This window comes from Bacillus sp. RZ2MS9 (assembly GCF_001816185.2).
In the GTDB taxonomy this organism is placed as follows: Bacteria; Bacillota; Bacilli; order Bacillales; family Bacillaceae_G; genus Bacillus_A; species Bacillus_A cereus.
The window spans coordinates 5,232,851-5,258,785 of the sequence record NZ_CP049978.1; the positions used below are offsets into that span (position 1 = coordinate 5,232,851).

The window sequence follows — 25,935 nt, forward strand, 5'->3', positions numbered from 1 at the left end:
AAAAAAAGACTCTGTCTGTCTGCTGAAAAATCAGGAAAACTCCATTTCAAAAAATAATTCACTTCTACTTTATTTCATATGATAAAATATTTTTTAAATCTAAATATTCTTTCAATTAAGGAGGTGAATATAGTGATACCAACAAAGTTAAAAAAGGGTGATGAAATACGAGTGATTTCACCATCGTATAGTTTAAGTATTGTTTCAAATGAAAATAGAAAACTTGCTATAAAAAGATTAACTGACATGGGCTTTCAAGTTACATTCTCAAAATATGCTGATGAGATAGATCGATTTGCTTCCTCCTCTATTTCTTCCCGCATTCAAGACCTCCATGAAGCATTTGGAGACCCTAATGTAAAAGCTATTTTGACTACACTTGGCGGATACAACTCAAATGGTTTATTGAAACATCTCGATTATGATTTAATTCGTGAAAACCCGAAATTTTTCTGTGGTTATTCTGATATTACTGCTTTAAATAATGCAATTTACGCAAAAACAGGTCTCGTTACATATTCAGGACCCCATTTCTCTTCCTTTGGAATGGAGAAAGGGCTCGAGTATACAACCGATTACTTTTTAAAGTGCTTAACTTCTAATGAGCCTATTGAAGTCCTGCCATCTGAAACATGGAGCGATGATTCTTGGTATATAGATCAGGAAAATCGAGAATTTATTAAAAATGAAGGATACGTTTCAATTCAGGAAGGAGAAGCTACGGGAGATATTATCGGTGGCAATATGAGCACATTTAACTTACTGCAAGGCACACCATATATGCCAAATTTAAAGCACAAAATTTTATTTATTGAAGAAGATAGTTTAACTGGAACATCTACTCTTAAAACTTTTGATCGTTATTTACATTCCCTTATGCAGCAGCAAGATTTTGAATACATAAAGGGAATCATTATAGGAAAGATGCAAAAAGGTGCAGAATGTACGATAGAAGACATTCAAGAAATGATTGCTTCAAAACCTGAACTTGCACATATTCCTATCATTGCAAACGCCAGTTTCGGGCATACAACCCCGATTTTCACTTTCCCAATTGGTGGACGTGCAAAAATTATTTCTAACAAGAAAAAAACATCTATCACTATTTTAACGCACTAAAAAAGGAGCGAATGAGTCGCTCCTTTTATGGTTTTTCTATTTTTTCCAACGCTTTTTGCGGAATGGATTCTTTCGGGATTTCAGCCCATCCTTTTCCTTGCATACCTTTTGCATAAATTTTTATAAACGCCCCCTTATGCAATTCACGGTTCATCATTCTTTTAATAACCTGTAACTTTCCATCTTCTGTATACCCTTTAAAAGTATACAAGTATTCTCCGTCTTTTTTCTCACCTTTATCTATAACCGCATAATAATCTTGTATTTCTTTATTTGAAAAGAAGTTGTCTACAAAAGCATGTACACCTTCTGTTTTTGTGTTCAAATAATACGCTGTTCCACCTAGAATAATGGCGAATACAGCTAAAACTTTAATTACCAATTTCATACATGAACCTCCTGTTTGCACTTCTTTCTCACTAGTATTATATCTATACTTGTATTATACGGAAAAGAGCATACTATACTCTATCTAAAAGTCTTACACTTTCCTTACATTATTGTAAGGGATTTTTTCTTACAGCAAGTTCCCAAGAAAAAATTTTTCCGTTTCATACACTTTTATATTATTATTGAATGATACGAATTTTTATTACAAAAATCAAAGGAGACAGTTTTCAAATGGCTATCTTGCAAGGTTTAGCACTATTACTTGTTGTACTTTGTCTATTTACACTTTTCAGTTACCGTGCGCCTTACGGAATGAAGGCGATGGGCGCTTTAGCTAATGCAGCAATTGCAAGTTTTCTTATTGAAGCATTTCACCGTTATATAGGTGGAGAAATGTTTCATAATGACTTTTTACAATCAGTAGGAGAAGCTTCCGGTAGTATGAGCGGTGTCGCAGCAGCGATTTTAGTCGCATTAGCAATCGGTGTTTCCCCCGTATACGCTGTTTTAATTGGTATCGCTACTAGTGGATTCGGTATTTTACCAGGATTTTTCGCTGGATACGTTTGTGCCTTCGTCGTGAAATTTCTCGAAAAGAAATTACCAGCTGGCGTGGAATTTTTAGCAATCCTATTTATCGCTGCACCAATCTCACGCGGAATGGCAATGCTTATGGATCCGCTTGTTAACGCAACACTCGGTAAAATCGGTTCTATGATTTCAGTTGCAACTACAGAAAGTCCTATCATTATGGGTATTATGCTTGGTGGATTAATAACAGTTATTTCTACCTCTCCACTAAGTTCTATGGCACTAACTGCAATGCTTGGATTAACAGGTTTACCAATGGCGATTGGTAGTCTTGCCGTTGCCGCCTCAGCCCCGATGAACTTTATTTTCTTTAAACGATTAAAAATTTGTTCAAAGAAAGATACAATTGCTGTAGCAATCGAGCCTTTAACACAAGCTGATGTTGTCTCAGCAAATCCAATTCCTATCTATATGACAAATTTCGTTGGCGGTGCACTTGCCGGTATTATTACATCGCTATTCCAGCTTGTTAATAATGCACCAGGAACAGCATCACCAATTCCAGGTCTTCTTGTCCTATTCGGATTTAATGACGTTATAAAAGTAACGATCGCTGCCGTACTATGTGGAATCGTTACCACTATTGTCGGATACATTGGATCTATTGTGTTCCGTAAATATCCAATCCGCTCTGCTGATGAAATTCGCGGAGTTACTTCAGAAGAGAAGGTTGCATAAGAAAAAAAGCTATTCCCATCGTTTGAGAATAGCTTTTTTTTGTGTTGCGTAACGGTAAATGAAATTATATCGACGGTTTTTTAAATATATCAGCGCAACTCAAATTATATCAGCGATTTTTTTAATATATCGACTTACCGACACATAACGACAAAATAAGAGCCCTCTAATCATATAGAGGGCTCTTACTTTATCTAGCTGCAGCGGCTAGAATCTCCAGCCATTTCACACTCTCGGTCGAGCGTTCCAATGACCTGCGATTCTGAGCGAGCTGCCTCCGCTTTTATTACTATCCAGTTACGCCTCCTAGACCCTTGCGTCTAAGAACCTTCCCTGCCAAAAGGTAAAAAGCACCTTTTGCAGGAAAGAACCTTAGTCACCGGGTCTAAACAGTCGGCTTCACTTTTACTTTATCTAGCTGCAGTGGCTAGAATGATCGGTGGCTTCGCTTCTTCCTTCGAGGCAAAAAGCGCCTCTACGTCTGAAACTCCATCCCCCTCACATTCTGAGCGAGCCGCTTCCGCTTTTATTTCACCCAACCGAGCAGCATTTCCCGCACGAATTTGCTTGCTGCGACTGGTGTTTGATCACTATGGTCGTAGACTGGAGCTACTTCTACTAAGTCTGCTCCAACTACATTTATATTTGAATTTGCAATTGCTACGATGGAATCTAATAATTCTTTAGATGTGATACCGCCAGCTTCTAACGTTCCTGTTCCTGGAGCGTGAGCTGGGTCTAATACATCAATGTCGATTGTGACATAGACTGGGCGGCCAGCAAGTTTCGGTAATACTTCTTTTAACGGTTCTAATACGTCAAATTTGTATAAGTTCATACCTACTTCTTTCGCCCATTCAAATTCTTCCTTCATTCCAGAACGAATTCCGAAAGAATATACGTTTTCCGGACCAATTAAATCACACACTTTACGAATTGGTGTAGAGTGGGATAAAGGCTCCCCTTCATACGATTCACGTAAATCAGTATGAGCATCCATGTGGATGATTGCTAAATCCGGATATTTTTTTGCCATTGCCTTAAAAATTGGCCAAGACACTAGGTGCTCACCGCCGAGACCTAGTGGAAACTTATCGGCATCTAAAAGTTTTGATACATACTCTTCAATCATGTCTAAGCTGCGTTGTGCGTTTCCGAATGGTAATGGGATATCACCCGCATCAAAATATTTTACCTCTTCTAGTTCACGATCTAAATACGGGCTATATTCTTCAAGACCGATTGATACTTCACGAATACGTGCAGGGCCAAAACGAGATCCCGGACGGTAACTTACTGTCCAATCCATAGGCATCCCATAAATAACTACCTTTGACTCTTCAAAACTTGGATGACTTTTAATAAATACTTTACCTGAATAAGCTTCATCAAAACGCATATTCTTTTCCTCCTTATGTGGAACTTAAGGTATCCCAACCTTTCACTATTTCTCAAATTTGGAGCGAATTGCTCCTCTTTCTCGATTTACCGGGTCTTCTGTTTCATAACAAGAAGACGATTTTCTTTACAGGAGTGTAAGTATCTAGCATGTTCAAGTCTTCTGGACAAACACCTTAAATGAGCTACTTACACTTTATTTGTTTGATACAATTCTCTTACTTAATTAAATCGCCAACAAATTTCGGTAATGCGAATGCTGCATTGTGTAATTCTTTTGTGTAGTATTTCGTTTCGATTTCGTGGAAACGCTCTTCACTTACTTCTAATGGATCATGTTTTTTAGATCCAATTGTGAACGTCCAAAGACCACTTGGGTAAGTTGGAATGTTTGCTGTGTATAAACGAGTAATTGGGAAGATCTCTTTTACGTCTTTAAACACAGTTGTAATTAGTTCTGGTGTAAACCAAGGGTTGTCCGTTTGTGCAACGAAAATACCATCTTCTTTTAACGCTTTTGAAATTCCAGCGTAGAAGCCTTTTGTAAATAGGTTTACTGCTGGTCCTACTGGCTCAGTAGAATCTACCATAATTACATCGTATTCATTTTCGCTTTCGGCGATATGTAGGAAACCGTCTCCTACTTTTACTTCTACACGCTCATTATCTAATGCGCCTGCAATTGATGGTAAGTATTGTTTAGAGTACTCAATTACTTTTCCATCGATTTCAACAAGAGTTGCTTTCTTTACACTTGGGTGTTTTAACACTTCACGAATAACACCACCATCACCGCCACCAACAACTAATACGTTTTCAGGGTTTGGATGTGTAAATAAAGGTACGTGTGCTACCATTTCGTGATAAACGAACTCATCTTTTTCTGTTGTCATAACCATGCCATCTAAAATAAGCATGTTTCCAAACTCTTCCGTTTCGACCATATCAAGTTTTTGGAATTCTGTTTGCTCCGTATGTAATGTGCGGTTAATACGCGCCGTAATCCCAAAATGTTTTGTTTGTTTTTCAGTGAACCATAGTTCCATCGTACAATCACGCCTTTCAATGCAAATTTATAATAGGGACATCATTAATGTCCCCTAACAAAAATAAAACAAAACATCCAAAATGTATAGTTAAAAGTACAAAAATACCGAAAATATATTTTAGTCAGAGGGTTCTAACATATGTGCGGAAAGGGTTTGCACCGTAAAAGGAAAGAAAACCCTTTCCTATGAAAGGGCTTTTGTCTCTATTTCTACTGGTTTACGAATTGGAATTAGGATCATAATACAACCAACTAACACAACAATTCCACCTACTAAAAACGGACTTTGTGGTGAAACAGTATGACCGATAATTCCTGATAAAATTGGAGCAATCGCACCACCTAACCAACGAACAAAGTTATAAACACCTGACGTAACAGATCTTTCATAAGGTGAAATATCCATTACATAACTTGTATATAATGCATTGTTTAAGCCAGATGCCAATCCTGATAAAACGATAAGAGTAATTTGTAACCACATAATTTTCACAAAGAATAGTGCAATTAAGAAAATCGCAAATACGAGTAAACTACCCTTTAATAATGTTTTTGGTTCATATTTCCCTTCTAGCTTATGTGCTAAAATTGCAGAACCGTAAGCTAACGCGAGCCCCCATCCGCAAAATACAAAGCCTAATTGAATAGCTGATAAATGCATAATAAGTGGTGAATATGCTAACACAACGAAAAATCCGTAGTAGTATAACATTCCTGAAATCGCACCTTGCATAAACGGTTTATACTTCACCAGGTTAAGTAATTCTCCTACCCCAGCAGCCTTACGCTTCACTTTTCGCTCCGGTTCTTTTACAAAAAAGAATACTAAAATAAATGCTAAGAAAATTAAAATACTTGTCGCGAAAAACGGATAACGCCAAGAATGACCACCTAATATCCCGCCTAATAATGGTCCGCCAGCCATGCCTAAACCGATAGCTGCTTCGTATAATCCTACTGCTTCATGAACTTCTTTACTTAATGCTATTAATAGCGTCATTGCTGTAGCAAAAAACATCGCATTTCCTAATCCCCATCCAGCGCGGAAAAGAGATAATTGAGCAATCGTTTGCGATATACCGCATATAAACGCAAATACAGTCACAATCGCAAGACCGATTGTCATCATCCGTTTATCACCAAATCTCGATGCAAATATACCAGCTGGTAACATCATGATTGCCATCGTTAAAATATAAGCGGTAAATAACATTTCAACTTGCCAATGCGTTGCACCGATTTTCTCAGCAATAATTGGCAAAATTGGGTCAACTACCCCTATACCCGAAAAGGCAAGGAAGGTAGCCACCACTGTAATCAATCTCCCTAGTTTTTGTTTGCTCTCCATTTTGATTACTCTCCTTTTGTGTTCTCTAAAAATGTTACTGCACGATGTAAACTATCTTCTAGTTCTGCCTTTACACGTTGCATTTGCTCCATTTTTTCGTCTAGCGTTTCCACTTGTTTTTCAAGCATATCTTTAATTTCTTGAATCACTTCACGATCACGAGGGTTTTCGCTATTTCTTCTTTGCTCCATTCTTTCTTTTAACGATAAAAAATGCTGCATCTCTTGAAGCGTAATTCCTAACACTTCTTTCGCTTCCACAATTTTTTTAATTCTGGCGATATCCCCGTCTGTATACAGGCGAATGTTCCCCTCACTACGTTCAGGGGGATGAATTAAACCAATTTCCTCATAATAACGAAGTGTACGTTTTGTCAAACCAACTTGCTTTGTTACTTCATCAATTTTATACATGTTTATTCCTCCCTTCACTTGATTATTACATTTTACGTTAACGTTAACTTTTGTGCAACTGTTAGACTTTTGTAAATGTTTGTCATATTCAATTGTATTTTCCCTAAAGCAGTTTCATAATGAAAGAAAAGAGATAATAAGGAGAATTTCACATGAGTAAACCACTTATTTTCGCTCACCGCGGAGTAAAAGGAACACATCCCGAAAATACGATGATTGCCTTCCAAGAAGCAGAACGCATTGGTGCTCACGGAATTGAACTCGATGTCCACTTATCAAAAGATAGTGAACTTGTCGTAATTCACGATGAAACCGTCGATCGTACAACAAATGGCGTTGGACTTGTTTCGGAAAAAACGGTAGAGGAACTACAATCATTGGACGCTGGTAGCTATAAAGACCCTTCTTTCCATGAAGCAAAAATCCCAACGTTGCGTGAGGTTTTCATTTGGCTTTCCACAACGAACTTACAACTAAATATTGAATTAAAGACAGATGTTATTCATTACCCAAATATTGAGGAAAAAGCTGTTGCACTTGTGCGTGAATATCATCTTTCTAATCAAATTGTATTTTCATCATTTAACCATGACTCTGTTTCATTATTAGCAGAAATTGCTCCTGAAATCCCAAGAGCAATTTTATATGATACACCACTTTCTGATCCAATTGCCGAAGCAAAACATAGAGAAGCAAATGGATTACATCCAAACTTCCAGTTATTAACGAAAGAATTTGTGCAGTCAGCACAAGAGCAAGGGTATGTTTTCCGTCCATATACAATTAATGAATACAAAGATTTACAAACTATGATTGATTATGGTGTAGATGTCATCATTACCGATTGGCCAGCACGTGCCTTTGAGCTCCTTTCTTAATGGAAGGGGCTTTTTTATTTTCGAAATTTCATTGTTTAAAATAAATGAAAACCCTCAATACTAATACAATAACGCTTGTATTAATGAGGGGCTGAAAAAAGATGGATCAAACTATAAATCCAAAACTTAAAAAATATAAACGTCTTTTCTTCACCGCAATGTTTTCTTGCGTCCTTTTCTTCGTTTTTTCTTTTTTTGTTATTATTATAGTTGCAAAAATTATGGGACCTCCTCCTGTTGCGGTCCCGCAAACAAGCGTCTTTTACGCAAATGATGACACTGTTATAGGACAAAGTAATGAAATGCAAAAACGTTACAATGTATCTCTTAATGAAATTTCACCTTATGTAAAAGAGGCGACACTATCTATTGAAGATCAACGATTCTACAAACATCATGGCTTTGATATGAAACGTATTGCTGGTGCCATTGTTGCCGATTTAAAAGCAATGGCAAAAGTCCAAGGTGCTAGTACGATTACACAACAGTATGCTCGTAACCTTTACTTAGATCATGATAAAACGTGGAAACGTAAACTATTAGAAGCAATGTACACAATTCGCCTTGAGGTGAATTATAATAAAAATCATATTTTAGAAGGATATTTAAATACAATTTATTACGGACATGGCGCTTATGGCATCGAAGCTGCATCCCGTCTATATTTCGATAAAACGGCAAAAGAGTTAACATTAGCAGAAGCTAGTATGCTCGCAGGTATCCCGAAAGGGCCAAGTGTCTATTCTCCCTTTTTGAAAGAGGATCGTGCGAAAGGACGACAAGCTCTCATATTAGATGAAATGGTAGAACAAGGATATATTACGAAGCAACAAGCAGCCTTAGCGAAGAAAGAGCCACTAACTTTTGCCTCATTAGATACGAAAAAAGTAGCAGAGGTCGCACCATATTTCCAAGATGCTGTACAAGCTTCGCTCCTTCGTGATGTTGGATTAGACGAACAAGCTTTACAACGGGGTGGCTTGCGAATTTATACAACGCTAGACCCTAAACTACAAGCTGTAGCAGAACAAGCTGTAAAAGATCACATACCTGACACAACAAACATACAAACTGCTCTCGTCTCTATGAATCCAAAGACAGGTGAAGTGGCTGCTCTTGTTGGTGGAACTGATTATACTACGAGTCAATTTAACAGGGCTACACAAGCCATTCGTCAGCCTGGTTCTACATTTAAGCCATTTCTATATTATGCGGCATTAGAACGAGGATTCACGCCTGCTACGCGCTTAAAAAGCGAATATACTGTATTCACCTTAGGTGACGGCGTTTCAAAGTATAAACCGAAGAACTATAAAGATTATTATGCAGATGATTTCGTAACGATGGCACAAGCTCTCGCAGTCTCTGATAACATTTATGCTGTGAAAACGAATTTGTTTTTAGGCGATGACGCGCTTGCAAAAACAGCGAAACAATTTGGAATTAAAAGTGCATTAAAAGATGTGCCTTCTCTAGCTCTCGGTACGTCACCAGTAAAACCAATTGAAATGGTTAACGCTTATAGCATGTTCGCAAACGGTGGAAAAGAAGTAAAACCTACTTTCATTCGCCGCATTATGGATCATGAAGGAAATATATTATACGATGCTCATTTAGAGAGTAAACAAGTTCTCGACAAGAGCAAAGCGTTTGTAATGGAAGAAATGATGACTGGTATGTTTAATAAGAAACTAAGCAGTTATGCTGCTGTAACTGGCCAATCGATGTTATCAAAATTATCAAGAACATATGCAGGAAAATCCGGTTCTACTGAAACGGATAGTTGGATGATCGGATTTACTCCGCAAATCGTAACAGGTGTATGGATCGGATATGATCAACCTAAATCTATTTCAAACGTAGCAGAACAAGGGTATGCCAAGAAAATATGGACTGATACGATGGAGAAGGGCTTAGATGGACAGCCTAAAAAAGAATTTAAACAACCAAGTGACGTCGTAGCGGTTAATATCAATCCAGAGAACGGTAAAATTGCTACAAAAAATTGTCCTATTTCTGTGAAAATGTATTTCGCTAAAGGTACCGAACCGACTGAATATTGTATGGATCACGTCGATGATAAAGAAGAATTTGAAAAAACGACTGAAGAAAAGAAAAAAACAAGTTGGTGGAAAAAATATCTTCCTTGGTAAAAAAAATAGCTGACGGGCATCCGTCAGCTATTTTTTATTCACTTAATAATGCACGGCGCAATTCTTCACTAGATTCGTTCCAAATAGCTTCATTATGTTCTTTCAAGAACGTACCAAGTACCTTTTTAGATGATTCATCCATATGGTCAACCATAATGTGACGCTTCAATGATTTATCCATTTTATTTACGTGCTCTGGAAGTGATTTATATCCGCGGCGAATTTCACGGTCTACTGTCATTTCACAAGCTGTTACACCTGCATAATACGCACCTGTCGCAGTTCTTTCAATCGTTACCCAAACAAGCCAAAATGGTTTTCCGTTTGGAACTTCATCTTTATTTGTTAAAAACTTAATACCTTTTTCTACTGTACTACGCGCGTGCATCGCACCAATATCAACGAATGCAGTTTTCTCTAGTACATCAACAAATACAGGTGAAATGTTTTCTAAGCTTAATGCCCCAACACCAAATCCACCATGTCCATCTGTTGAATCATTTTTCACGATATTAAAACCGATTTTTTTCTTTTTCTCTGTCATATGTAAAATCCTCCTCACTTAAAAATTATAAAAGGCCAAAAATAGGCGCAATGATGCTATCTAAAAATACAAATACATGCGGAATAACTACCTGGAAAATAGGTTGAATTGTGTAATTACTAAGCGGTGTAATAACGAGAATTAATAACGCAATTGCCCCGTATTTTTCATACTGTGTCATTTTCGCGCGAATATTTGCTGGCGCTAAATCTTCCACAACTCGATACCCATCAAGTGGCGGAATCGGTAATAAGTTAAATACAAGTAAAACGATATTCAGCATAATAAAAATCTGGAAAAATTGAGCTAACGTATCTGCTACTGCAGATGGAATTGAGTATAATACACCAAATTTTACTAAGCTATACCAAATAATTAAACCAATTGCGCTTAAAATTAAGTTACTAATCGGCCCTGCAATTGAAACTAATATACCTGCAAGACGCGGTCTTTTAAAGTTATATGGGTTAACAGGAACCGGTCTTGCCCAACCGAATCCAAGAATTAATACTGCAATCAAACCTATAGGATCTAAGTGTGCCATCGGTGATAACGTTAAACGGCCTTGTCTCTTTGCTGTATCGTCTCCAAATTTATATGCTACATATGCATGTGCAAATTCATGAACTGATAATGCGATAATAATGGCCATTGCTACCAAAGGAATTTGGTGCAACGGGTATCTAAATAACTGATCCATGCTTCATCTCCTCTTCCATATGTCAAAAAAAGAAATTATTTGTTTTTTCGATTGTTCTTCCCCATAATCCGCTATAATAAGAGTGTAACTTACATAAAAGGAGCGATTGTACATGCCATACGTAACAGTGAAAATGCTAGAAGGACGCACAGAAGAACAAAAGAAAGCTCTTGCTGAGAAAGTAACAGCAGCAGTAAGCGAAACAACTGGTGCTCCTGAAGAAAACATTGTTGTTTTCATCGAAGAAATGTCTAAAAACCATTATGCAGTTGGCGGAAAACGCTTAAGCGACAAATAATTTCAAGTTTTTTCATAAGAAGCAGCCATTAGCTGCTTCTTATTTCTTTCCTTCTAACAACTCAATAATTCTCTCTTTATATTTTCCTTTTCTTCCATCTTCATAGATTAAATCATGTGGATAGAATAGCTTTTGATCCGTTCTTTTCTTACCTGTAATCGCCTCAACAATATCCGACTCACGTGAAAGCTCTCTAAGCTCTCCGTTTGGCATAAGAAGTAGGATTGGTAGACGCTCTTCTTCTTCTCCTGCACGATAAAAGTCATACGGTAAGTCTGATGTTGAATCAACTACTAAATAATACTCCGGATCAAGTCCAATCTTTTTAAATAAACTACTTAATTCCATCCAATTATCTAAACCGTGTTTATCTGTAAACTCTACATATTTAAATAGATTTCGATTCATAAAACGGCGGCATAAATCGCTTAAAATTGGATCTTCTTCTTCCTGCCATACTTGGAAGTAGTAATACATAACGTTCTCGTCTAACTTTAAATAATCCTCTACTGTTACTTCTTCTTCAAATAAAGAATAGAAATGAACAGGATGATTTTTAAATGTATAATACTTCTCGTGCAGTGATTTCGCACGGTGTAAAATCTTCGTTAAAATAACTTCTGCACTTCGCGTTACCGGGTGGAAATATACTTGCCAATACATTTGATAACGACTCATAATGTAATGCTCAACAGCATGCATACCACTATTTTTAATGACTACTTGATTCCCATACGGACGCATTACACGCAGTATACGTTCCATATCGAAGTTTCCGTACTTTACGCCTGTAAAATAAGCATCTCTTAATAAATAATCCATACGATCCGCATCAATTTGGCTCGAAATCATACTAATCGCTAATTTATTAGTAGATGTTTTTGCAATTACATCTGCTACCTTTTGTGGAAACTCCTTATCAACACGACTTAATACATCATTAATCTCCGTATCGCCTACGATAATCTTTTGCGTAAATTTCTCATGATCTAATGAAAATACTTTTTCAAACGAGTGAGAAAATGGGCCGTGACCGACATCATGAAGTAATGCCGCACATAAACATAACAATCTATCTTCAGCATTCCAATTTGGTCTGCCATCAAACACATCATCAATCATACGACGAATAATTTCGTATACACCTAACGAATGAGTAAAGCGACTATGCTCTGCACCGTGAAATGTAAAAAATGTCGTTCCAAGCTGCTTAATACGGCGCAAGCGTTGAAATTCTTTCGTTCCGATTAAATCCCAAATAACACGATCACGCACGTGCACATATTTATGTACTGGGTCTTTAAACACTTTTGTTTCGCTGAGTTTGTCGTTTAAATATACCACTTTCCGACATCCCCCTTTCTTTACTACATTCTTACTTTATATTATAAACGAAATGAGAAACAGAAAGAAATGAAAGACTGTATTAATTCCCTTTATAAAAAGAAAAAATCACCTTTACCGAAGTAAAAGTGATTTCCTTTATACATTATTTACCTAAAACGAATTCAGCAACTTCGTCTAAGATCATATCTTTCCCTAGTGGGAAGTAACCTTTGTTTAAGTCTTCATTTTTAATTGTAAATACGTGGTTATTTTTAACAGCGTTCATGTTTTTCCAAATTGATTCTTCTTGGAATTCTTTTAAGCGCTGAGAACCGTCACCAGTTGTAAATACGAATAAGTAATCTGGGTTGTAATCGATTAAAGCTTCTTTTTGTACTTGTACTAACGGTTTATCAGTTGGTGTACCTTTAACTGCTGGTAGTTTTAAATCATTAAAGATTACGCTACCGTAACCGTAATCACCATATACGCGGAAAGCATTTGGATATGCAGCCATTTTCATAAATGTTGCTTCACCAGTTTTAGCGACGATTTTGTCATGTAATTTGCTTGCTTTTTCATCATACTTTTTGAACCATTCTTTTGTTTCTTTTTCTTTACCGAAGATTTGACCTACTTCTTCGAATTTTGGACGCCATTGATCTAATGGAGTGTTTAACATAACTGTTGGTGCAATTTTAGATAATTGATCATAAATCTTTTCTTGGCGATTATTTACAAGAATTAAATCTGGTTTTGCAGCAGCTACTGCTTCAATGTTAATTTTATCGCCCCAAGCAGAACCAACTGGTTTAACGTCTTTTAGTTTCTTTTCAATATGTGCATCAATTTTTTCTTGAGATGTATTAGCAGTAATAACCGGTTTCATACCGAAAATTAATAATTCTTCTGTTGAACCACTAAGGTCAGCAATTTTCTTTGGGTTTGCAGGAATTTTAATTTCCCCTTTTGCATGTTTTACAGTGCGCTCTTCAGTCTTTGCATCTGCTTTCTTTTCTTCTTCTTTGTTAGAACAAGCTGCAAATAGTACAGAAGTCACAACTAGTACCATTGCTAATAGTGCCATTTTAAAATTCTTCATGTTCCCACTCCTTCTAGCTGTATTTATCTTATAAGTTACAATGAACTATAAGAAACAAAGATAACAATTAATTAATATATATTTATTAACTGTTGTTAATAACCCATTCTAACGGGCGTTCAACTTCCCATTCATATATAAGAAGCTCAACGTCCATTAGAAGCCCCCCCCTCTTTACGAGGGGGTTCTACTTATGCTTTTTTACGCAATTGATTACTAATCATCGCTAAATCATATGTTAAACAAATTGGCTTACAGTTTACTGGACATGGAACGATTTGAGCTTCAATCTCAAATACACTGCGAAGTGTTTCACTTGTCATAACTTCATCTGGCGTTCCTTGTTTCATTAACTTACCTGCTTTTAATGCAATCATATGATCAGAGAAACGAGAAGCGTGGTTTAAGTCATGGATAACCATAACAATCGTTCTACCTTCTTCTTCATTTAACTTTTTCAATAAGTTTAATACTTCTAATTGATGAGCCATATCTAAGTACGTTGTTGGTTCATCCAATACAAGTAATTCTGTTCCTTGTGCAAGAGCCATTGCGATCCAAACACGTTGACGTTGGCCACCTGATAGCGCTTCTGCTGGACGATTCGCAAATTCTTTCATTCCTGTCACTTCAAGTGCCCAGTTAATGTAGCGATAATCCTCTTCTTTCAACGTGCCAAACCCTTTTTGATGAGGGAATCTTCCATATGACACAAGCTCAAATACAGTAAGACCCGTTGGCACTTCTGCAGTTTGTGGTAAAATCGCCATTTTCTTTGCAATTTCTTTCGTTGGCTGTTTCTCAATTGCTTTTCCGTCGAGATAAACAGTACCTTGCTTTGCCTTCAAAATACGAGACGCCGTTTTTAATAATGTGGACTTCCCACAACCATTTGGTCCAATAATTGTTGTAATTTTCCCTTCCGGAATTTCAACTGTTAACCCGTCAATAATTAAACCTTCATTATAGCCAACAGATACCGCATCCACCGCTAAAGTTGCCATACGAAAAGCCTCCCTTTATTTTGTCCTCATAAGTAAATAAATGAAATATGGTGCACCAATTACAGAAATAACAAGACCGACTGGTATTTCTGAAGTTGTTAATACACTTCTTGAAATTACGTCTGCGAATAAAAGTAAAAACGTTCCTATTAGCGCAGCGGTGGGCAACATAATTTGATGTTTACCACCAACAAGGCGCCTTGCTAAATGCGGGGCCATTAAACCGATAAAGCCAATTCCGCCCGCAACAGCAACAGATGCACCTGCTAAACAAACTGCAATAAATAATAATTTACGTCTTTCTTTTTCTACGTTTACACCAAGGCCAACTGCTGTAGAATCGCCTAGGTTCATTACATTTAATATGTGTGCTTTACTTATAGCAAGCGGTAAGAAAATAACCATCCATGGAAGTACACTTAATACGAATTTCCAATCTGTACCCCATAGACTTCCCGCCAGCCAAATCGTAGCAAAACGAAAATCGTTAGATGTCATCTTCATAGAGAAAATTAAACTAACAGCTCCAAATCCAGCTGCAACGGCAATACCGACTAGTATTAATCGAGTCGATGAAACGCCGTCTTTCCATGCTAGTAAATAAATAATTACCGCTGCTAATATCGCTCCAACTAGTGCGAAGAATGGAAGAATGAATACAGATAAAAATGTACCAGTCCCTACTTTTCCAAAGAAGAAGTAGACGAATATAACAACTGTTAATCCCGCTCCAGCATTAATACCTATAATACCTGGATCAGCAAGCGGATTTCGTGATAAACCTTGCAAAATCGCGCCTGACATAGCTAAAGCAGATCCGACTAGTATAGCAATTACCATACGCGGCATACGGAATTCAAATAAAATAACAGACTGATCTTCAGCCCCTAGTCCAACCAATGACTTTAATACGTCCATTGGCGGGATTTTAAAAGTTCCTGTATTTAAACTAATAAGAAATATAGAAACGATTAGTCCTACTAAAATCGTTAATATAGAAATGTTCTTTTTTGTTAAGACACTCGTCCTCACATCTTTCCTCTCCCTTCATTACGTGCTAAGTAGAGGAAGAATGGAACCCCAATTAGCGCTGTAATTGCTCCAATTGGCGTTTCAAATGGCGGGTTAATAACGCGAGATAACATATCTGCACATTCAATTAACAGCCCACCTAAGACCGCAGAACATGGAATAACCCATCTATAGTCCGAGCCTACGAGGAAACGAGTCATATGCGGAATTACAAGACCAACAAATCCAACTGATCCTGCCATGGAAACTGCGGAACCCGTTAAAACAAGAACAAGTACTGTTCCGATAAATTTAATCAATGTCGTATTTTGACCAAGTCCAATTGCAATTTCTTCACCGAAGCTCAAAATTGTAATATATCTCGACATCATAATTGCGATAAAAAGACAAACAAGGCCAATTGGCACTAACATATTAATACTTTGCCATTTCACTCCAGCGACTCCGCCTGCATTCCACATACTCACCTCTTGGGCAAGATTGAAATACAATGCGATTCCAGATGAAATTGCCCCTAATAAAGCACTAATAGCTGCACCTGCTAAAGCTAATTTCACAGGTGTTAATCCACCTGGTGAAGAAGATCCAATTCCATATACAATGCTTGCACCAAACGCAGCTCCAATAAAAGATGCGATAACAAACATTAAATAAGGTGAATTAGGGAAAAATGCATACATAATTGCAATTCCAAATACAGCTCCATCTGTAATCCCCATTAACGATGGTGAAGCAAGTGGATTTCGCGTCATACCTTGCATAATTGCTCCTGATACCGCTAAAAAGGCACCTGCAACTACGCCCCCTATTGCTCTAGGCATGCGAAGCTCTTGAATTACGTTATGATGTGTAATAGATCCATCAAACTGAAATACAGCTTGCCATACAGTCTTTAAACTAATATCTGCAGCCCCAAAAGAAATAGAAACTGCCATGCTTAAAGCTAACAAAATTGTACCCGCTACTAAAATAATAGAAGCGATGAGCGGTCTGCTCTTAATCTCTTTAACATTCTCTTCTTGCTGTTCTATACTGCTTGCGCTCGCTTCCATCCCTCAACCATCCTAACCAACAACATATATTTATTGAAATGAAATTTATTCTCAAATAGTAATAAAAAAATTAGGTGAATTGTTATTTTCCTGATAATGATTATCAGAATCAGACACTTCTATTCTACCTATCGCTTTAAAAGACTGTCAACCATTATTTTGAAATATAAATTTATACAAATTGGAATTTTAATACAAAAGTTGTGTCTATCCTTTAGAAAACGTTCGTCCACACAAGAGTACTTTCGCAGAATAAATTATTCCTCTTATGGGCATAAAAAAGAAGAGTAATCTTTTCACTCTTCTTTTTCTTACTTATTTAACTTTGCTTCAATTTTTGCGATTAACTCATCTTCTGTTGGAGCCGCAACTGGACGGTTATTTACAAATGCGAATGATTTTTTACGACCAGGACCACAGTAAGACTGACATCCAACTTCAATCGTTGCACATGAATCTACTTTTTTTAACTTCGGAACTAACGTTTTAACGTTCGTTGCCTGACAGTCATCGCACACGCGAAACTCGTTTCCCATTATATAACACTTCCTCTATTTTAAACTTTTCTCAAGTACGTTTAAAAATAAACACTAAATGGTATTTTACCGCTCTTTGAAGCTCGTTGCAAGTTTCCCTACAAAGCCTATTCTCTACATAATGCTACATATTTTATATGCTCTCCTACAGAAGCGCTCACCATTCATGGGAAAATTTTTACCTTTCATCGAAATCTACCATATTTTTAAAAGCTTTGTATAAAAGTTTATTTTTTTGCCCATTATAAAAATAGGAAGTTCATAAAAAGAAAGGGAGTTGAATCTATGAAAGTAAGACAAGATGCTTGGACAGATGAGGATGATTTATTACTTGCTGAAACGGTACTTCGTCATGTTAGAGAAGGAAGTACGCAATTAAATGCATTTGAGGAAGTAGGGGATCAGTTAAATCGTACATCTGCTGCTTGTGGTTTCCGCTGGAATGCTGTTGTTCGCTATAGCTATGAACAAGCTCTTCAACTAGCAAAAAAACATCGTAAAGATAAAATGCGTGCTGCAAGCGGTGAACAAGCGAAAAAACGTTTACTTTATACACCACCAGCTTCAGATTCAATAACTGATTATGAAGAATTAGTACAAGAAGAATCAATCGTACAATATAAAGAAGCTATTCCATATCAAGAATCTACTGCTCCTGCTGCAAGAAGCTCTATGACAATGCAAGATGTTATTTATTTTTTACAAACAGTCGGATCTTCAAATATAAAAGTGACAGCTCTTGAAAACGAGAATACGAGATTGAAACAAGAAATTAAAGCACAAATCCTTCGGAATGAGGAACTAGAAAAGAAACTAGAAAAATTAGAAAAGCAATCTCATACTGTACAAGAAGATTACGAAACACTTATGAACATTATGAACCGAGCTCGTAAATTGGCAGTCATGGATGACGAAGAACGTCCTCAAACATCTTTCCGAATGGACCGAAACGGTAATTTAGAAAAAATTGCAGAATAAAAAGGATGCATGTAATGCATCCTTTTTATTATTTCACCTATAAGCTCCCCCTTTATATGTGAGAAAACTCCATTCTTCATTTTTTGCTATAATAGAGATTGTCATTTTAAAGATAAGGGGTTAGTTATATGAGCAATTCCCGTTCCATTTTATCTCAGCCAGAGTGGCGCATTGTAGATCAATCTAGTTTAGGACCAACATTCCATGCACTTCAGTCATTCGCAATGGATGACACATTATGCACAAGCATTGGAAATGGCAAGTCAGCGGCAACAATGCGTTCATGGGTTCATCACAATACAATTGTCCTTGGCATTCAAGATTCACGCCTTCCGCATTTAGAAGAAGGTATTTCTTTTTTAAAACAAAACAACTTCAATGTTATTGTCCGTAATTCTGGCGGGCTTGCGGTCGTGCTTGATGAAGGTGTTTTAAACGTATCACTTTTATTCCAAGAAACAGAAAAAGGTATCGATATTGACCTTGGATACGATACAATGTGGCATTTGATTAAGGAGATGTTAAAGGATTACGACGTTACTATCGAGGCAAAAGAAATTGTCGGCTCTTACTGTCCTGGTAGTTATGACTTAAGTATTCGCAATCAAAAATTCGCTGGTATTTCACAACGTCGTATTCGCGGAGGTGTCGCTGTCCAAATCTATCTCTGCGCTACCGGAAGTGGCTCTGAGCGTGCCGCACTCGTTCGTGATTTCTACAACCTAGCAATTCAAGGGGAAGAAACACGCTTTACGTACCCTGAAATTGTACCAAGTACGATGGCCTCACTCTCAGAATTACTTGGTGAAACCATTACAGTACAAGATTTAATGATGCGTCTTTTAAAAACATTGCAACAATTCGCTCCAAAGTTAACACCATCTCAATTAACAATAGATGAGATTCCTTTATATGAGACGAATTTACAACGTATTATTGATCGTAATAATAAAGCACTTGGTTTAGAAAAATAAAGACCGTCGCTATAATAGCGACGGTCTTTATTTCAATTCATTATAGAATTAAAGTGCTTGAGCTGCTGTAATTAAAGCTAACTTGTACACTTCTTCCTCGTTACATCCACGAGATAGGTCATTTACAGGCATGTTTAAGCCTTGTAAGATTGGTCCTACTGCTTCGAAGTTACCTAAACGTTGAGCGATTTTGTAGCCGATATTACCAGCTTCTAAGCTTGGGAATACGAATACGTTAGCATCACCTTTAATTGTAGAACCTGGAGCTTTTTTCTCAGCTACAGATGGTACGAATGCAGCATCGAATTGGAATTCTCCATCTAAAGTTAACTCAGGAGCCATTTCTTTTGCAATGCGAGTTGCTTCTACAACTTTTTCTGTTTCTGGAGATTTCGCAGAACCTTTTGTAGAGAAGCTTAACATAGCAACGCGTGGATCAATGCCGAATAACTCAGCAGTTTTCGCACTTTCGATACCGATTTCAGCTAAATCTTGGCTGTTTGGTGCAATGTTAATTGCGCAATCAGCGAATACATATTTCTCTTCTTCACGTACCATGATGAATACGCCAGAAGTTTTTGTAACGCCTGGTTTTGTTTTAATAATTTGAAGTGCTGGACGAACTGTATCAGCTGTAGAGTGAGCTGCACCACTTACTAAACCGTGTGCTTTGCCCATGTATACAAGCATTGTACCGAAGTAGTTTTCGTCTTTAAGGATTTTGCGAGCGTCTTCTTCAGTTGCTTTACCTTTACGGCGTTCAACGAAAGATGCTACCATTGCATCCATTTCTTCGTATGTAGCTGGGTCGTAAATATCAACGCCTGCTAATGTTAAATTCATGCTAGCAGCTTTTGCGCTAATTTCTTCTCTATTACCAACTAAGATTGGTTTTACTAACTCTTCTTTTGCTAAACGCTCTGCAGCGCCTAAAATTCTTTCATCAGTTCCTTCAGGAAGTACGATAGAAATGCCTTTTCCTTGAACTTTTTCTTTTACTGTTGTAAATAAGTTGCTCACGAATAAACCCTCCTACATATGTTAAAAAAACTCTATCTTTAAGAATACTGCTTTTCTTCTATATTTTAAACTTATAGCTCCCAAAAAATAGATAAAATAAAAATGATTATATTTTCATAAAATTCAGCCGTTAAATTCACCTTGCTTAAACACTTAAATGTGACAATTTTATGCGCCAAGGTTTTATATAGATGATTTTAAAACTATATATGCTATAGTTAACGTGTAAAACTATCATTAACTGAGGTGAATAGAATGAGTGAAGCAACAACAACGTTAGATGGCTGGTATTGTTTACATGATTTACGTTCTATTGATTGGGCTGCATGGAAAACATTATCTAGCGACGAACGCGGACAAGCAGTGTCTGAATTTTTAAATGTCGTTGAAAAATGGAACGAAGTAGCTACTGCGAAAAAAGGTAGTCACGCAATGTATACAGTTGTTGGCCAAAAAGCTGATATTATGCTTATGATTTTACGTCCAACAATGGAAGAGTTAAATGAAATTGAGACAGAATTGAATAAAACAACTTTAGCTGAATATATGGTTCCTGCATATTCTTACGTATCTGTTGTTGAATTAAGCAACTATCTTCCAGCTGATGAGGATCCATACCAAAACCCGCAAATTTTAGCTCGCTTATATCCTGAATTGCCGAAAGCAAATCATATTTGCTTCTATCCAATGGATAAGCGTCGCCAAGGTGATGACAACTGGTACATGCTTCCTATGGAAGAGCGTAAAAAAATGATGTACAGTCATAGTAAAATTGGCCGTCAATACGCAGGTAAAGTACGCCAAGTGATTTCAGGATCTGTTGGATTCGACGATTTCGAATGGGGCGTAACATTATTCGCTGACGATGTTCTTCAATTTAAAAAACTTATATATGAAATGCGCTTCGATGAAGTAAGTGCTCGTTATGGTGAATTTGGAACATTCTTCGTTGGAAACATTTTACCAGACGAAAAAGTAGAGAAATTTTTACACATATAAATGGTGAAAAGGAACGAAATTCGTTCCTTTTTTTATTCTTCTTTATATTTATCCTCAAAAATCCCCTTTTTTCTGCACTTTTGAAGAAAAACCGACATTTTTTCAAATTTATTGTAAAATTGTAACCTTTTTATATGTAAAGATATGCTAAAATGATACGAGCTATATGCTAAATAACGATGCGAAGGTGATAATCTATATGAAAAAAATTTTGTCTATTTTACTATTGCTTGTATTGTCAATTTCTTCCTTAGGAGTAACAACATCCCATGCGGAAGAAAAAATACATATTGAGGCAGCCGCTGCACTTTTATTTGATGCAGATACAGGAAAAATACTTCACGAGCAAAATCCAGATGAATTGCTAGCTATTGCTAGTATGTCGAAATTAATTGTTGTTTACGCTGTTTTAGAAGCAATTAAAGAAGGAAAAATCACATGGGATACGAAAGTAAATATTTCTGATTACGCTTATGAAGTCTCTCGTAATAATGAATTCTCTAATGTACCGTTCGAAAAAGGACGTCAATATACTGTAAAAGAATTATATCATTCTATTGTTATATTCTCTGCAAATGGATCTAGTATCGCTTTAGCAGAACTTCTTGCAGGAAGTGAGAAAAACTTCTTAAATCTTGCAAATGAACATGCTAAAAAGCTAGGATTAAAGAAATATAAATTTGTAAACGCTACGGGCTTAAATAACGCTGACTTAAAAGGAAAACATCCTGAGGGTACTGATCCAAATGCAGAAAACTCTATGTCAGCTCGTGATATGGGTATGCTTTCAAAAGCAATGATTACAAAGTATCCAGAAATGCTAGAGGATACAAAACAAAGATTTAGAAACTTCCCAGACAATCACCCAAAACCAATTCGTATGGAAAACTGGAATTGGATGTTACCAGGAGCTGCTTTCGCTTATGAAGGTACTGATGGTTTAAAAACTGGAAGTTCTGATACAGCTGGATACGGATTTACTATTACTGCTAAACGTGGTGATGTACGTCTTATCTCGGTTATTATTAAAACAAAATCAATGGATGAACGTTTCACAGAATCTCGTGAATTAATCGAATATGGATTTAATAACTTTGAAAAACAAAAACTAAAAGTTAATAAGAACAATACAATCTCTGTAGTAAAAGGGAAAGAAGACCAAGTAACTGTTGCACCCGAAAAAGAAATAACAGTAATTGCGAAAAAAGGTAGCAAAGAACCTTATAAAATTGGGACTGAATTAGATAAATCTCTTGCTGAAGATGGACATTTAGTTGCTCCTATTAAGAAAGATGCCAAAGTAGGCTCAATTACTTTAGAATCAACTGATAAATATGGTTTCTTAGACGGTAGTAAAAGTATGAAAGTTACTGCAAAAACGACAGAGGAAGTTGAAAAAGCAAATTGGTTTGTGTTAACAATGCGCTCTATTGGTGATTTCTTCTCAAACTTATGGTCTAAAGTTTTTTAATAAAAAAGCTGGCTCACGCTAGCTTTTTTTATTTTCCGCTCTCAATGTAAAACTTCGTTTGGTTGTCATATCTGAGCCCTTTTCCTCATACGTATGAACTAGTAATTGTTACACACTTCATCTAGAGATAAACCTCTTTCCAAAAGGTATTCCAAAAAGAGAGGTGACACATAATGGGAGTTATTGCTTATAACGAAGAAGATGTAAAGTTGTTAGCTAGACTGATGCGTGCTGAAGCCGAAGGAGAAGGACAACAAGGAATGTTAATGGTCGGAAACGTTGGGGTAAATCGTGTCCGCGGAAATTGTTTAGACTTTAAAAGCATTCGTAATTTACGTCAAATGGTTTATCAAAACCCCGGCGGTTTTGAAGCAACGCAAAAAGGATACTTTTATCAACGGGCACGTGAACAAGATATTGCCCTAGCGAGACGGACCATTCAAGGGCAACGTTTTTGGCCTGCCAACTTTGCCTTATGGTTCTTTAGACCTGAAGGGGCATGTCCACCAACTTGGTATAACCAACAAAACTCTGGTCGCTTTAAAAAGCACTGCTTCTTCCAGCCATCTGCTGGAGACTGCCCTAGCGTATATTAAGGAATAAAAATGAGGAGGGATTTTTGAATGGCACAGCAACAAAATCCGTACTATGGAACAGGTTTTTATCAACCATCTGGAACTTATGTACAACCGCAACAAATGACTCAACAACAGCAGCAAGCGATGCAACAACAAACAGCTCAAGCTGCGCAAGCTCAATATGCAATTTCTCAAGGCATGTTACCTCTAGAGCAATCCTATATTGAAAATATCCTTCGTTTAAACAAAGGTAAGCAAGCTACGGTTGTAATGACTTATGAACGTGGCAGTTCCCTTGGTACACAATCTTATACAGGTATTATTGAAGCAGCTGGCCGTGACCATATTGTTATTAGTGAACCGCAATCAGGAAAACGCTATTTACTACTAATGATCTACTTAGATTACGTAGAGTTTCCAGAAGAAATTACGTATTTACCTAGTCAACAAGCAACTTATACTCCAAGACCATAAAAAAAGCTGGCAAATGCCAGCTTTTGTTTTTTTATAATCCTTTTACAACTGCAGTCCCTACTAGAATCCACGCCACAATAAACGCTACACCACCAAGAGGTGTAATTGGACCAAAGAACTTAATGCCTGTCGTACTTAATGCATACAAACTACCTGAGAACATAATAATTCCAGCTACCATTAGCCAACCAGCAGTAGTTAAAAGTGATGATTGAACCTTATCCATCAATAAAGCAACTACGAATAGTCCACCTGCATGAAACATTTGATATGTAACGCCTGTTTTCCAAACTTCTAACATTTTTGCAGAAATTTTATTTTCTAAACCGTGTGCTCCAAAGGCCCCTAACGCAACAGATAGCCCCGCTGCAATACAACCTAGTAAAAAGAAAATTTTCATCTTAATTCCCCTTTTTTACCTTTATCATAAGCAATTTTTGCATATAAGCCAAACGATTTATCTTCTAAAAATCAAATAAAGAATTACCGTTTGCATCACTTTCTTTTATATATACTGGCTCCCCAGAAACAGGTGCAATTGGTTGCATAGTTGTTACTAGTTGTGACCCAATTACTTGCGATTGAATTTTCGGTTCTCTATATGTAGATGTTTCAACTTGTTCATCTAATAATAAGTCACATAAAGCACGCACAACTAATAAATGTTCTTTTGACTTTTGTCCTTCACTACTTTTTGCCTTCGCAATTTCATTCGCCATTTTATTTAAAATCTTGTCGCTAGATATTTGCATTCCTTATCACCTCGTACTTTGTAATTCTTTCTCGAATTGTCCCAATTTTTCTACTGAACCAAATACTATTATCATATCACGTTCTTTCAATTTTTCCTGCCCTGCCGGATTATGTATAATATTCCCATTTCTTGAAATCGCTAATATTGTTACATCAAACTGATTCCTTACATTACTCTCTAGTAACGATTTACCAACTAATATTGAATCTTTTCCAACTAGAATTTCTTCAATGACAAATGACTGTTCTACTCCATACAACACTGTATCAATATAATGAACGGTTAATGGATTTGCAATACCTTTTGCGATATGAATACCCGCCATACTAGATGGATTAATAACCTTATTTGCACCAGCACGCCTTAATTTCTCTTCAGTTTCTGGCTTTTCAGATCTCGCCACAATTTTAATCGTATCGTTTAACCCTCTTGCTGTTAATGTAATAAATACATTTTCGGCATCATTTGCAACAATAGCAACTAAACCAGCTGCTTTTAAAATTCCGGCATTATGTAATACTTGATCTTCCGTTGCATCTCCATGTACAAATAAAAGCTTTTCCTGCTCCAATATACTTTCATCTTTATCAACAACGACAAATGGAATATTCTTTTCTTGCAATTCATGTACAACTTGAAGCCCCACTCTACCGCAACCACATACTATAATATGATTTTTCAACTGCGCTATTTGTTTATCCATCTTCTTCCTCCGTACTGCATGAAATAAATTCCCTTCAATAATCATAGCTGCCACTACCCCAATTGCATACGTAACAATACCTACGCCAACAGGAATAATAAGAAGCGCAAATACTTTCCCCGCTTGCGTTACAGGAACGGCATCTCCGTATCCAACAGTCAATACAGTAATCATTGTCATCCAAAATGCTTGAAACAAACTAATCTCTTCAATCGTCATAAATCCTATCGTTCCTAGAATTACAACAAAAGTCATACATATAACTGCTATCCATAATTGCTTACGTGCATTCATACTGTGTTTCAACTCTTTTCTCTATCTACAATCTTTGCCAGTGGAAATAAAATACGTATATACTAGATACGGAATCTATG

Annotated in this window: 28 protein-coding genes; 11 read left to right on the top strand and 17 right to left on the bottom strand. The window is 36.8% G+C overall.

Annotated elements, in window-relative coordinates; translation table 11 throughout:
• Window positions 1-132: 132 nt before the first annotated feature.
• Window positions 133-1,119 carry a S66 family peptidase gene (locus BHV55_RS26725; protein WP_070758260.1) on the top strand — a complete coding sequence of 329 codons (987 nt, stop codon included), beginning with the start codon at window positions 133-135 and terminating at the stop codon, window positions 1,117-1,119.
• Between the two features lie 25 nt (window positions 1,120-1,144).
• On the opposite strand, the gene BHV55_RS26730 is transcribed toward BHV55_RS26725, so the two are convergent.
• Window positions 1,145-1,507, bottom strand: coding sequence for a YxeA family protein (locus BHV55_RS26730; RefSeq protein ID WP_048568669.1), 363 nt, complete (start codon window positions 1,505-1,507; stop codon window positions 1,145-1,147).
• Between the two features lie 233 nt (window positions 1,508-1,740).
• On the opposite strand from BHV55_RS26730, the gene BHV55_RS26735 reads away from it, so the two are divergent.
• Window positions 1,741-2,778 (top strand): PTS sugar transporter subunit IIC, encoded by a 1,038-nt coding sequence (locus BHV55_RS26735; protein WP_000996328.1) that lies wholly within the window; start codon window positions 1,741-1,743, stop codon window positions 2,776-2,778.
• A gap of 526 nt (window positions 2,779-3,304) precedes the next feature.
• On the opposite strand, the gene speB is transcribed toward BHV55_RS26735, so the two are convergent.
• The 4 genes from speB to BHV55_RS26755 form a co-directional block, all read right to left on the bottom strand.
• Window positions 3,305-4,177 carry an agmatinase gene (gene speB / locus BHV55_RS26740; RefSeq protein ID WP_001209831.1) on the bottom strand — a complete coding sequence of 291 codons (873 nt, stop codon included), beginning with the start codon at window positions 4,175-4,177 and terminating at the stop codon, window positions 3,305-3,307.
• Between the two features lie 217 nt (window positions 4,178-4,394).
• Window positions 4,395-5,222 carry a polyamine aminopropyltransferase gene (speE, locus tag BHV55_RS26745; protein ID WP_000424696.1) on the bottom strand — a complete coding sequence of 276 codons (828 nt, stop codon included), beginning with the start codon at window positions 5,220-5,222 and terminating at the stop codon, window positions 4,395-4,397.
• A gap of 186 nt (window positions 5,223-5,408) precedes the next feature.
• Window positions 5,409-6,572, bottom strand: coding sequence for an MFS transporter (locus tag BHV55_RS26750; RefSeq protein WP_000444233.1), 1,164 nt, complete (start codon window positions 6,570-6,572; stop codon window positions 5,409-5,411).
• Window positions 6,573-6,577: 5 nt separating this feature from the next.
• Window positions 6,578-6,985, bottom strand: a complete 408-nt coding sequence (locus BHV55_RS26755; protein ID WP_000276578.1) for a MerR family transcriptional regulator — start codon at window positions 6,983-6,985, stop codon at window positions 6,578-6,580.
• A gap of 152 nt (window positions 6,986-7,137) precedes the next feature.
• Here BHV55_RS26755 and BHV55_RS26760 point away from each other — a divergent pair, with 152 nt between their 5' ends.
• Both BHV55_RS26760 and BHV55_RS26765 read left to right on the top strand, forming a co-directional pair.
• On the top strand, window positions 7,138-7,863 hold the full coding sequence (locus BHV55_RS26760) for a glycerophosphodiester phosphodiesterase (RefSeq protein ID WP_065702767.1): 726 nt from the start codon (window positions 7,138-7,140) through the stop codon (window positions 7,861-7,863).
• 101 nt (window positions 7,864-7,964) lie between these two features.
• The gene (locus tag BHV55_RS26765; protein ID WP_070758262.1) at window positions 7,965-10,016 is read left to right on the top strand and encodes a transglycosylase domain-containing protein; all 2,052 of its coding nucleotides are present in this window, start codon (window positions 7,965-7,967) and stop codon (window positions 10,014-10,016) included.
• 34 nt (window positions 10,017-10,050) lie between these two features.
• Here BHV55_RS26765 and BHV55_RS26770 read toward each other — a convergent pair whose 3' ends face one another.
• Both BHV55_RS26770 and BHV55_RS26775 read right to left on the bottom strand, forming a co-directional pair.
• Window positions 10,051-10,560, bottom strand: a complete 510-nt coding sequence (locus tag BHV55_RS26770; protein ID WP_000136678.1) for a YwhD family protein — start codon at window positions 10,558-10,560, stop codon at window positions 10,051-10,053.
• Between the two features lie 25 nt (window positions 10,561-10,585).
• Entirely contained in the window at window positions 10,586-11,260 is a 675-nt protein-coding gene (locus BHV55_RS26775; protein WP_000372455.1) for a site-2 protease family protein, read from the bottom strand.
• A 112-nt stretch (window positions 11,261-11,372) separates the two neighbouring features.
• On the opposite strand from BHV55_RS26775, the gene BHV55_RS26780 reads away from it, so the two are divergent.
• On the top strand, window positions 11,373-11,558 hold the full coding sequence (locus tag BHV55_RS26780; RefSeq protein ID WP_001147171.1) for a 2-hydroxymuconate tautomerase: 186 nt from the start codon (window positions 11,373-11,375) through the stop codon (window positions 11,556-11,558).
• A gap of 39 nt (window positions 11,559-11,597) precedes the next feature.
• On the opposite strand, the gene BHV55_RS26785 is transcribed toward BHV55_RS26780, so the two are convergent.
• The 6 genes from BHV55_RS26785 to BHV55_RS26810 all read right to left on the bottom strand — a co-directional run bounded on the left by BHV55_RS26785 (window position 11,598) and on the right by BHV55_RS26810 (window position 17,610).
• Window positions 11,598-12,902, bottom strand: a complete 1,305-nt coding sequence (locus BHV55_RS26785; protein WP_000262730.1) for an HD domain-containing protein — start codon at window positions 12,900-12,902, stop codon at window positions 11,598-11,600.
• 145 nt (window positions 12,903-13,047) lie between these two features.
• On the bottom strand, window positions 13,048-13,986 hold the full coding sequence (locus tag BHV55_RS26790; RefSeq protein WP_000787724.1) for an ABC transporter substrate-binding protein: 939 nt from the start codon (window positions 13,984-13,986) through the stop codon (window positions 13,048-13,050).
• A 191-nt stretch (window positions 13,987-14,177) separates the two neighbouring features.
• Complete coding sequence (locus tag BHV55_RS26795) at window positions 14,178-14,990, bottom strand: ABC transporter ATP-binding protein (protein ID WP_000212069.1); 813 nt, start codon at window positions 14,988-14,990, stop codon at window positions 14,178-14,180.
• A 15-nt stretch (window positions 14,991-15,005) separates the two neighbouring features.
• A complete protein-coding gene (locus tag BHV55_RS26800; protein ID WP_001260757.1) occupies window positions 15,006-16,022 on the bottom strand; it encodes a FecCD family ABC transporter permease in 1,017 nt (338 codons plus the stop codon).
• A complete protein-coding gene (locus BHV55_RS26805; protein ID WP_000388294.1) occupies window positions 16,019-17,074 on the bottom strand; it encodes a FecCD family ABC transporter permease in 1,056 nt (351 codons plus the stop codon). The genes BHV55_RS26800 and BHV55_RS26805 overlap by 4 nt, the downstream gene beginning before the upstream one ends.
• 311 nt (window positions 17,075-17,385) lie before the next feature.
• Window positions 17,386-17,610, bottom strand: a complete 225-nt coding sequence (locus BHV55_RS26810) for a YuzB family protein (RefSeq protein WP_000526078.1) — start codon at window positions 17,608-17,610, stop codon at window positions 17,386-17,388.
• 285 nt (window positions 17,611-17,895) lie between these two features.
• Between BHV55_RS26810 and BHV55_RS26815 the strand changes: the two genes are divergently transcribed.
• Together BHV55_RS26815 and lipL are read left to right on the top strand one after the other, a co-directional pair.
• On the top strand, window positions 17,896-18,588 hold the full coding sequence (locus tag BHV55_RS26815; protein WP_000868357.1) for an RsfA family transcriptional regulator: 693 nt from the start codon (window positions 17,896-17,898) through the stop codon (window positions 18,586-18,588).
• A 128-nt stretch (window positions 18,589-18,716) separates the two neighbouring features.
• Window positions 18,717-19,562 carry an octanoyl-[GcvH]:protein N-octanoyltransferase gene (gene lipL, locus BHV55_RS26820; protein ID WP_070758264.1) on the top strand — a complete coding sequence of 282 codons (846 nt, stop codon included), beginning with the start codon at window positions 18,717-18,719 and terminating at the stop codon, window positions 19,560-19,562.
• Between the two features lie 48 nt (window positions 19,563-19,610).
• Here the strand turns inward: lipL and pta are convergent, their stop codons facing one another.
• Window positions 19,611-20,582, bottom strand: a complete 972-nt coding sequence (pta, locus tag BHV55_RS26825; RefSeq protein WP_000067225.1) for a phosphate acetyltransferase — start codon at window positions 20,580-20,582, stop codon at window positions 19,611-19,613.
• Window positions 20,583-20,837: 255 nt separating this feature from the next.
• Here pta and hemQ point away from each other — a divergent pair, with 255 nt between their 5' ends.
• From hemQ to gerQ, 4 genes are all read left to right on the top strand, one after another.
• Window positions 20,838-21,581: a hydrogen peroxide-dependent heme synthase gene (gene hemQ / locus BHV55_RS26830; protein WP_001287595.1), complete on the top strand. Its 744-nt coding sequence runs from the start codon at window positions 20,838-20,840 to the stop codon at window positions 21,579-21,581.
• 199 nt (window positions 21,582-21,780) lie between these two features.
• A complete protein-coding gene (locus tag BHV55_RS26835) occupies window positions 21,781-23,052 on the top strand; it encodes a serine hydrolase (protein WP_000722867.1) in 1,272 nt (423 codons plus the stop codon).
• A gap of 173 nt (window positions 23,053-23,225) precedes the next feature.
• Entirely contained in the window at window positions 23,226-23,648 is a 423-nt protein-coding gene (gene cwlJ / locus BHV55_RS26840; RefSeq protein ID WP_000538167.1) for a cell wall hydrolase CwlJ, read from the top strand.
• Window positions 23,649-23,675: 27 nt separating this feature from the next.
• Complete coding sequence (gene gerQ, locus BHV55_RS26845) at window positions 23,676-24,104, top strand: spore coat protein GerQ (RefSeq protein WP_000068652.1); 429 nt, start codon at window positions 23,676-23,678, stop codon at window positions 24,102-24,104.
• A gap of 31 nt (window positions 24,105-24,135) precedes the next feature.
• Here gerQ and BHV55_RS26850 read toward each other — a convergent pair whose 3' ends face one another.
• The 3 genes from BHV55_RS26850 to BHV55_RS26860 form a co-directional block, all read right to left on the bottom strand.
• On the bottom strand, window positions 24,136-24,504 hold the full coding sequence (locus tag BHV55_RS26850; protein ID WP_000688315.1) for a DUF423 domain-containing protein: 369 nt from the start codon (window positions 24,502-24,504) through the stop codon (window positions 24,136-24,138).
• A 64-nt stretch (window positions 24,505-24,568) separates the two neighbouring features.
• Window positions 24,569-24,856: a YwdI family protein gene (locus tag BHV55_RS26855; protein WP_070758266.1), complete on the bottom strand. Its 288-nt coding sequence runs from the start codon at window positions 24,854-24,856 to the stop codon at window positions 24,569-24,571.
• A gap of 6 nt (window positions 24,857-24,862) precedes the next feature.
• Complete coding sequence (locus BHV55_RS26860; RefSeq protein ID WP_000993982.1) at window positions 24,863-25,855, bottom strand: potassium channel family protein; 993 nt, start codon at window positions 25,853-25,855, stop codon at window positions 24,863-24,865.
• Window positions 25,856-25,935: the final 80 nt, after the last annotated feature.